An 818-nucleotide genomic window follows, 5' to 3' on the forward strand; every position below is an offset into this window, starting at 1 on the left:
GAACTGGGAAGATTGAAGTTGCTGACGCTTCTATCTTCTGGTTCGAGAGGGCACCGTCGAGGTGAGGTTACCGCACTGCGCGGCACGCACGCGCGCATCGTTTGATGATCCGAATGTCGTGTCGTGTGCCGGTTTGGAGCCGGTGATGGCCCTGGCGCAGCGGTGTGGCCTGCACGGCATCCTCGCGCAGCGGCTGCATGTACCTACGGACAAGGGTTCCAACGGGTCGGGAAAGGTGGCCGCGATTGTGGCGGGCATGCTGACCGGCGCCGACTCGATCGACGATTTGGACGTGCTGCGCCACGGTGGGATGCCGCTGTTGTTCGGCGGGGTGTACGCGCCCTCAACATTGGGGTCGTTCCTACGGGCGTTCAGCCACGGTCACGTCCGCCAGTTGCAGGCGGTCTCGCGGCAGTTCCTCGTGCGGTTGGCCCGAGATGCCCCGTTGCTGCCCGGCGCGGGCGCGGTCACGTTCGTGGACGTGGACTCGCTGCTGCGTCGGGTTTATGGCAAGCAGAAACAGGGCGCCGGGTTCGGTCATGCCAAGGTCGGCGGCTACCAGGTCCTGCTGCGCGGCTTGAACCCTCTGGTGGCCACGATCAGCACTCCGCACGCGGCCCCGCTGATCGCCGCGACCCAACTGCGGGCCGGCAACGCCGGCTCGGCCCGCGGCGCGGCGGCACTGATCGCCGAGGCGATCGCCACGACCAAGCAGGTCCTGGCCACCCAGAGCGAAGCGCGGGGCGGGGAGATCGTGGTACGCGCCGACTCGGCGTTCTACTCCCGCAAGGTCATCACCGCATGCCGGCGGGCCGGCG

The 818-nt window shown here is 68.0% G+C and carries 1 protein-coding gene; it reads left to right on the plus strand.

Going from position 1 to position 818, the window contains the following annotated elements:
- Positions 1-145: 145 nt before the first annotated feature.
- The coding region (locus tag V6V89_RS41510; RefSeq protein WP_334625243.1) for a transposase at positions 146-818 on the plus strand (673 nt) is incomplete at its 3' end.

Source organism: Micromonospora sp. CPCC 206061 (genome assembly GCF_036906915.1).
Classification (GTDB): domain Bacteria; phylum Actinomycetota; class Actinomycetes; order Mycobacteriales; family Micromonosporaceae; genus Phytohabitans.